At 72.4% G+C, this 9,042-nt stretch carries 1 pseudogene; it reads left to right on the top strand.

Features of this window, described 5'->3' with window-relative positions:
- Window positions 1-237 precede the first annotated feature (237 nt).
- Window positions 238-9,042: pseudogene (locus ACIHEI_RS04075) on the top strand (hypothetical protein); the annotation flags it as partial.

Below are 9,042 nucleotides of genomic sequence, written 5' to 3'. Positions count from 1 at the left end.
CGTCAGGAGAGCGTTGCCCCGGCCGCCGAGCGGTCCGTGCCGCGTCAGGAGTCGGTGGCTCCGGTGCACGAGAATGTCGCCCCGCGCAGCGAGTCGCAGCCTGCCGCGCAGGTTCACGAGTCGGTGCCGCGTCAGGATCGCGTTGAGCCCGGGCGTGAGCAGATGACGCCGCGCGGCGAGTCGCAGTCTGCTGCGCCTGTGCTTGAGTCGGTGCCGCGTCAGGAGTCGGTGGCCCCGGTGCACGAGAACCTCGCTCCGCGCGGCGACTCGCAGCCTGCCGCGCAGGTTCACGAGACGACGCCACGTCAGGATCGCGTCGAGCCCACGCGTGAGCAGATGGCGCCGCGCAGCGAGTCGCAGCCTGCTGCGGCCGTGCATGAGTCGGTGCCGCGTCACGAGTCGGCGGCTCCCGCGCACGAGAATGCCGCCCCGCGCAGCGAGTCGCAGCCTGCGGCGCCGGCCCACGAGTCGGTGCCGCGTCAGGAGAGTGTCAACCAGCCTGGCGCGCACGACAGTTCGGCGCCGGACGGGTTCACCCCGCAGAACGATCCGCGGGAGCCGAGGCCGAGCGGCGCGTCCGCGATGCCCAACCTGTCGGGTGTGCTCGGCGGTGCCGGGCACTTGGCGGGGGCCGGGGGCACCCATCTGGACGGTGGGACCCGCCTGTCCGCAGGGCCGGCGACGGCCCGTCCGGCGGGGCCGGAGCAGGTGGCCGCGCACCTCGTGCCGGACGGTCCGGGCGATGCCCCGGCCGCCGCGAGCACCACGCAGAGCCCGATGGCCGGTGCGCCGATGGCGGGCGGGTTCACGCCAGGCCCGGTCGGCGGTGCCGGCGGACACGGCGGGTCCGGGGCCTCGGCCCACGCCACGCCGTCCCCGACCGTCCCGCACCAGGGCGGTGCCAAGCCGGCCACCACCCCGAACCCGGCCGCCGCCCCGGCCGGTGGCACGATCCGCCCCGGTGCGGGTCGCGCCCCTGAGGCGGGCAGCAACGGCAAGCCGACGGCGGAGCAGGCCCACGACCAGCTGTTGGACCGTCAGCGGCAGGAACGCCAGACCGAGCTCGACCGGCTCGGCCGGGCGACGAACGTGCGGGACGCCGTCCAGCAACTCGGTCGTACCCAGCGGCCCGGCCAGCGGCTCCGTCGTCCCGCCGACGCGGACCGGCTGCGGCAGGACATGCCCGGTATGACGCCGGAGCAGCGGGCGCAGGAGCTCGCCAACCTGAAGCCGGAGAACCGGCGTTGGCTGGCCCAGGACCCCGAGTTCGTGGACACGCTGAAGTCCTCGCTGCCGCCGAAGGACTTCGCCAAGGTGGCCGCCGACCTGATCGTGCACGTGGACCCGCGGGCCGAACAGGCCCCGTCCGCGCGCCACGAGGCGCAGCAGCAGGTCGCCCGGATGCTCCAGGACCCGGACACCGCCGCACAGTTGATGAAGAGCGGCGCGGACGTGGTGATCGTCCCGAAGGACGTCCGGATGACCGACGTCCCCGAACTGCACAACCTGCGCGGCGGGACCAACGACTCCGACGCGGGCGGCGGTCGCGGCTACGACGACATGCGCGGCTCCGGCGGCAAGCACTCCGCCGTCACCGAGGAGAACCTGCTCGGCGAGCGCACCACGATCGGCGCGGGCGGCCACTACGCGGACGGGTACTCCACCACCACGCACGAGTTCAGCCACACGCTGCACGAGCACGGGCTGACCCCCGCGGACAAGCAGACGATCACGGACGCCTTCAACAAGAAGAAGGCCGACGCCCAGGACCCGACGAAGTCCGTGCAGTGGCCGGACGGTTCGAGGCCCGGCAACTACTCCTCGCAGGACCAGCACGAGTACTTCGCGCAGGCCACCAACGCCTACCTGGGGACGAACCACGGCCACGACGCGTTCACCCGCGAGCCGCGCAACAACGGCCCGGAGTGGGTGAAGCAGCACGAGCCCGACCTGTACCCGCTACTGAAGAAGCTGTACGGCGAGAACCCGTCCGCCATCCACGACGGCCCCGCGAACCCGGTGCGCGAGACCACCGCGCAGAACGCCGCGTACGACGGCTTCCGCGAGTTCATGCAGCACGTGGACGGCACCCCGGCCCCCACCGGCGAGCACGTCCCGCCGGCGACCGAGCACACGCCCCCTGCGGCTGATCGCACACTTGCTCCGACCGAGCACATGCCCCCTGCGGCTGATCGCACACCTGCTCCGACCGAGCACACGCCCCCGACGGGTGACCGATTGCCGCACCCGCCGCCGCCCGCCACCAGCGCGGAGTACCAGCACAAGATCGACGGCAAGAAGACCTTCGAGACCCTCGACAGGTTCCTCAGCGACTCCACTGAGTTCCAGCGGGTCCGCGAGCAGGTGCAGGGCTACGACCGGGACGAGCTGAAGACCGGCGACACGAACGCGGTGCTCTCCCAGTACCGGAACGAGAAGCTCCAGCACGTGGATGTGCTGTCGCGCAACGCCGAGCAGCTCCCGAAGGCGATCGCCAAGGTCGACGAGCGGTTGCAGGCGGTCGAGCACGAGCTGACCACCGGCAACCACCCGCCCGAGCGGGTCGCCGAACTCCGGTCGCAGCGTGAGGGGTTGGAGAACGCCAAGGCGAGCATGCAGGAACAGCGCGACCGGATGGCGATCTTCGAGCACGAGCTGCTCAAGGACGCCGCGCTGGCCAGGGCCCGGTACGAGGCCGAGGTCCGGGTCCTGCCGGGCAGCATCGAGCGGATCAAGGCCGAGCAGCTGCGCAACGACGCCCTGCTGGCACAGGCCACGCAGCACCGGGAGGACGGAAAGCAGCCCGACGGCAGTTACAAGAACAAGGTTCACAACGACCGGTACGAAGACCTGAAGACTCACAAGAAGAACCTGGCCAAGGATCTCACGCAGCGCGAGAAGGACCTTGCGACGGCGCAGGCGGAGATCAAGAAGCCGGCCCCGTCGGCAGCCCCGGCGGGCAGCACCCGCAGGGGCGGGGTGGAGGCGCCGGCCAGCAAGGAGGCCTGGACGGACTTCGACAACACCTACCGCAAGGCGTTCGGGTACTCCGACCAAGGCGTGATGGGCCATCAGCCGCACGCCGAGAAGGTCGTGGCCCGGATGGAGAACCACGCCCCCTCGATCGGGCCGGCGAACATCAACCGCAACCACGTGATCGCCGACTACATGGTGCACAAGTACGTCACGGCGGCCGTGTTCAAGGCGCGTGCGATGGACGAGGGCGACCATCGGGCGGCCTCGGACGCGTTCGGAGACTTCGTCTCCGCGATGTCCCCGGACCAGCACCGGATCTACGACGGCTACGGCAAGAAGGCCCAGGCCCGGATCCGCACGGAGGTCTACGACCTGGCCGGGCTGAGGGAGCACGAGCTGACCCGCACTCCCGGCACCGTCGATCTGAGGGCAACCTACGGCAACGAGCGGTTGCCGGGCGCGTTCGAGACCACCGGGATCACCGACCACGGCAGCGCCGAGACGGCGGCGAAGAACCTGGAGCGAGAACTCGGCCGGTCCGGCCTGGACATGCCTGCCCGCGAGCAGCTCAACAGGTTGAACGCCGCAGTGGCCGAGGTGCACCCGGACAACCCGACCGCGAAGCAACTCGCCGACGTGCACTGGGCGGTGGGCGCGGTCCACCAGAAGATCAAGGAACAGGCGGTCGACGACTTGGCGCTGGTCCACGGCGTCACCGGGCCGCAGAAGCTGGACGAGGCGGCGGCCGTGCTGACCAGGGCCGCCGAGGGGAAGGGCGGGCTGCAGACGCCCGAGCAGCAGCAGCGGCTGGCCGGGAAGTTGGACGACCTGGCCGACCACCTCCAGGCGGCCGGCAAGGACCCGAAGCCGGTCCGCGACCTGGCGGGCGACCTGCGCGATCACCCGGACCAGCTCACCCCGGACCGGTACGGCGATGTCGCGGACAAGCTGGCGAACGATCGGCCCGGCGTGCGGCAGAGCGAGATCGCCAAGGTGCTGAACGAGTCGGTCAAGAAGGGCACGAACCCGCGGACGGCGGAGGCCCCGGCGGAGCGGGAAGTGAAGGCCGCGGAGAAGACTCTGGCGACACTCAGGAAGACCATCGCCACCGCCGAGAACGATCTGGCGGCCGCCGAGGCCGCGCACGCCACCGCCGAGCAGGCGGCCCAGGCATCCGCGAAGGCCGCCGTGGACAACCCGACGACCGCGAACAAGGACAGAGCAGAGGCCGACGTCAAGGCCGAGCAGAAGGCCAAGGCTGCGGTCGACAAAGCCGCGAAGCAGGTGGACGACGAGACTGCCAAACTACCCGGCGCCGAGCAGCACCTGGCCACCACCAAGGCACTGCGCGACCGGGTGAAGGAGGTCTACGCCGAGCAGGTGTCGGGCGTCACCACGCCCTCGACCGCGCAGAAGAACGCCGCAGGCCGGGTGGCCCGGGCGACGGTCGACCTGGAGACGGTCGGCAAACAGTACGGCGGCTCGTACGCGCGCGCCGGGGACGGGGCGAAGCACCCGGCCGCGATGTTCGAGCAGGCACTGACCGCACACCTCGACGATGTGCCCGCCCTGATCGAGAAGCTCACGGCCGACCTGTCCAACAGCGCCTCCAACCTGCGGTTCGGCGATGAGTGGGTGAACAAGTGGATCCAGAACTTCCTGGACCCGCACATCATCCGCGAGCCCGATCTGCTGACCGCCGTCGCCCACGAGCAGTTGCCGCCCGAGGTGCTGTACGCGCCGCACACCGCCGACCTGTTGCAGGCGGTCCGCAGCCTGGAGGCGAACGGCCTGGTGCCGCTCGAGCTGCGCGACCTCATGGCCCCCAAGACCCAGGCCGACCTGGAGCACCTCCGGACGGCCGAGAAGCTCAGCGACAGCTCGACGATCGTCGTCGAGGACCTCGGCGTCCCGTCCCCGCACGCCGCCAAGCTGCCGGTCTCTTCGTCCGGTGAGTTCGCCAACCGCGCAGACGCCACCAAGCTGACGGACGAACAGCTTCAGCGCCTCGGCGTGGAGGGCCTGTACCGGCCCGACCACGTGCCGCAGCCGGCGCCCGACCACGACGTGGTGATGGCCGACGCCAGCCAGTCCACCGCCCACACCCCCGACGGGGACGTGCAGATGCACGACGGGACGGCGGACGCTGCGGGGCCCGGCCGCAAGCGCCGCCGGGACGACAGCGAATCCGACGAGGAGTTCAGTCGGGAGACCGCGCGCCTCCGCCTGGACGACCCCACCCCGCCCCCGCCGCCGCCCACGGCCACCCGGCAGGGCGCGGGTACCGGCACGCGTGGGTTCGGCAGCCCGGCTGCGCCGCCGCCGCCCCCGCCGCCCACGGCCACCCGGCAGGGCGCGGGTACCGGCACGCGTGGGTTCGGCAGCCCGGCTGCGCCGCCGCCCCCGCCGCCGCCCGCGGCCACCGGGCACGGCGCGGGTACCGGCACTCGCGGGTTCGGCAGCCCGGTTGCGCCGCCGCCCCCGCCGCCGATGGGCAGCGTCCACGAGGGTGCGCCGGTCTTCGGACACCAGCCGCCGCCCCCGCCGCCGCCGAGCGCTGTCCACGAGGCGCCGTCCCACGACGCGCCGCCGGTGCACGAAGTGCCGTCGCACGAGCAGCCGCACGCCGCCCAACAACCGCCGCACGCCGAGCCGTTGCTGCCACCGCCCGGCACGGTGGAGCGCTGGCTGGTACAGGACCCGGCCGAGCTGATGTCGCAGGCGCCGGTGACGGTGAACTACGCCGACGGCGCGATGCAGCGGATGCCCGGGCTGAACCAGCAGCAGGCCAACTCCTTCGTCGCCGCCGTCGAGAAGGCGGACCAGCACTGGTTCACGCTGGTGCCGGACCGCAACCACGTCGGGGCGGGCAAGAACGGCTTCGTGCTGACCCCGGCCTGGGAGAAGTACGCCGAGCACGACCCGTCGTTCCCGCGTCCCCCGGCCGGCACCGCGCTGCCCGCGCCGCAGCCCGACCACCACTACGTGACCGGTTCGTACGTGCCGTACAAGACCGGCCGCCCGGACCCGAACCTGCCCGACGCGATCGGCAAGACCGTGGTCCCGATGCACCCGGACCCGTCCCGGCCGAACGACGGCCTGGTGCTGACCGGCGGCATGAACGGCTGCGCGTTCGCGATCACCGACGTGACGCCGCACGAGTTCACCGTCTGGCACGTCCAGTCGTACTCGGCGTCCTCGAACCTCGGGATGACCGCGGACTTCCGGGCGACCAAATCGGTCACCGACTGGTTCGGCGTCGAGGAGTACATGACGCCCGGTCAGTCGCGGCCGTTCGCGGTCACCAACATGCTCAAGCACGGCGCGCACGGCTGGGAGGTGATCAGCCACGAAGTGGTGGACCACGGCGGCGAGTTCGGGGTCGGCCGGCAGAACCGGCGTCCGCTGAACTTCACCCCGCCCACCGAGGCCGACCGGGTCCGGATGACGGTCGGCACGTACGAGGTGACCGCCCGCGAGCAGTTGAGCAACTTCGACCGGGCGGCAGAGTTGGCGCTGCGCGAGTTCGACCGCAACAGCCCCGGGTACCGCGTGCTGGAGCAGCAGATCGGCGAGTTCCGCGGCCGTCTGACGGACCAGCTGGACACCGTGGCCGCTCTTCAGCAGCCCGGCCGCAGCCTCCAGGACGTGCGCAACGCCGCTCAGCAGCTGGCCGACAACGCCGCGCAGCTCGGGCGGGCCGCGAATGACAGCAAGCTGCTGATCGAGGGCACCATGCGGGCGCTGCTGAACGAGCCCGTCGGGTACGGCGCGGACGCCGAGCCGCACTCGCGGCAGGGGAAGATCGACACCATGCTGGAGGCCCTCGAACCGCGGCGGGGCGGTCGCTGGATCGAACGGATGAACCAGGACGGCGCGAAGCAGCTCCAGGCCCACAACGCGATGGCCTCCGGCGAGGGGTTCGGCGCGCCCGCCGGCGGTCAGCACGGCGCTCCGCCGACCGAGCACGTGACCAGTCGTGGCGTCGAGCCGATGGACATCGAGACGCCGTCGGCAACTGGCGTGCACGCGCCGCCGGTTGAGCGCGGTACGAGCCGTGGCGTCGAGCCGATGGACATCGAGACGCCGTCGGCAACTGGCGTGCACGCGCCGCCGGTTGAGCGCGGCACCAGTCGTGGCGTCGAGCCGATGGACGTCGAGACCCCACCCTCAACCACCCCGCACCAAGCGGAAGTTGAGCACGGCGGCGACACCGTGCCCCGGGAGCAGCCCCGCAACAACCGCAAGCGCGGCCGCGACGACGACGAGGAGGTGTCGCTGCGCCGGGAGACCGAGCCGACCGGGCCGCAGGCCAAGCGGCAGCGCACCCCCGCGTACGAGAACACCGACGCTGTCATGCGCGACCGCGGCTACCAAGCGGTGGGCCCGCAGCACGAGTTGACCGGGCAGCTGGTCGACTACCTCGGTGGCGCACCGAAGTTGCACCCGCCGATGAGCAACTCGCTGCTGCAGAAGGTCAATCCGCACCAGTCGCCGGTCCGGCCGGTCGAGGGCTTCCAGCCCGGCAACGACCTGAAGGCCTGCTTCGAGAACGTCGAGGCGTACCGGGACACCCACTTCGGGCGGCCCCGGGTTTCCGGCCAGACCCTGAACGGCACGGTCGAGCCGATCCCCGGCAACGTCCTGTGGAAGCGGCACGACGGGCCCGCGCTGTTCGGCGAAGGGCCGGGCGCGGTCAACGAGTTGATGGCGAAGGTGAAGGCCGGTGGGCGCGGCAGCTTCGCCACCGTACTGGGCGCCGGGCCGACCGGCGCCGGCCACGCCGTCGCGCTGGTCCACGACCGGGACGGCGCACTGCGCTGGGCGGACCTGACCGACCGCCGGGTGGTCGCCGCCAGGCCCGGGGAGATGCCCTACAGCTTCGACCCCTCCTGGACGGTGTGGGCCTCCGTCGCGGACCGGCACGAGACCAACATCTCCGGGCCGCACGACCCCCAATTCATGGAGCGCTACAGCACGTTCACCCGCGGCGAGCCGTCGCACGACACGTCCGAGCCGATGGACATCGACGACGGCTTCGGCACCGAGAGTCCGTCCCGGACGGAGGTGCTGGACGAGCACCCGGGCGGGGCGCCGAACGACGCTGCGCCGCAGCCGGGCGCCCCGCAGCCGACCAGCCGGACCTCGTCCGGCGACGACGGACTGGACGCGCCGGGGCTGACGACGCCCAGCACCCCGCCGCCGAGCACGCCCGGCGGTGCCAGCGGCCACGTGGCGGGTGGCCCGAACCTGGCTGGTGGGCCGGCCTCGACGGGCGGCGGCAGCCGTGCGACGGGCGGACCGAACCGCCCCCGGTCGGCCTCGGCCCCGGCCGAGTTCGGACCGCGCACGCCCGCCACCCCGGCCAGGTCCGAGACCGTCGCCGCTCCCGTCCGGTCGGAGACTGCCACCGGCCCGGTCCGGGCCGAGAGCGCCGCTGCTTCGGCCCGCTCCGAGACCGTCACCGAACCCCGCACCGGGACGGGCCCGGAGAGCCCCCTGCGCCCGACTTCCCCCGAGGGGGGCGAGCGCGCCGCGTCGCTTGCACCGAACTCCGAGCACACGCTTGAGCCGGAGTTGGGGTCGCCCGGGTCGAAGTCTGAGCACGCGCCTGAGGCGGAGCTTGTGCCGCCCGGGTCGAAGTCGGAGTACACGCCCCTGGCGGAGCTTGCGTCGCCCGGGTCGAAGTCTGAGCACGCGCCTGAGGCGGAGCTTGTGCTGCCGACGCCTAAGTCGGAGTACACGTCCCCGGCGGAGCTTGCGTCGCCCGCGCCGAAGCCCGAGCACACGCCCCCGGCGGAGCCCGCATCGTCCGCGCTGAAGTCGGAGTACACGCCCCCGGCGGAGCTTGCGTCGCCCGGGTCGAAGTCTGAGCACGCGCCTGAGGCGGAGCTTGTGCTGCCGACGCCTAAGTCGGAGTACACGTCCCCGGCGGAGCCCGCATCGTCCGCGCCGAAGCCCGAGCACACGCCCCCGGCGGAGCCCGCATCGTCCGCGCTGAAGTCGGAGTACACGCCCCCGGCGGAGCTTGCGTCGCCCGGGTCGAAGTCTGAGCACGCGCCTGAG

The organism is Kitasatospora sp. NPDC051984 (assembly GCF_044593455.1).
Lineage (GTDB): Bacteria > Actinomycetota > Actinomycetes > Streptomycetales > Streptomycetaceae > Kitasatospora.
This window is presented reverse-complemented; position numbering and strand designations above follow the sequence as displayed.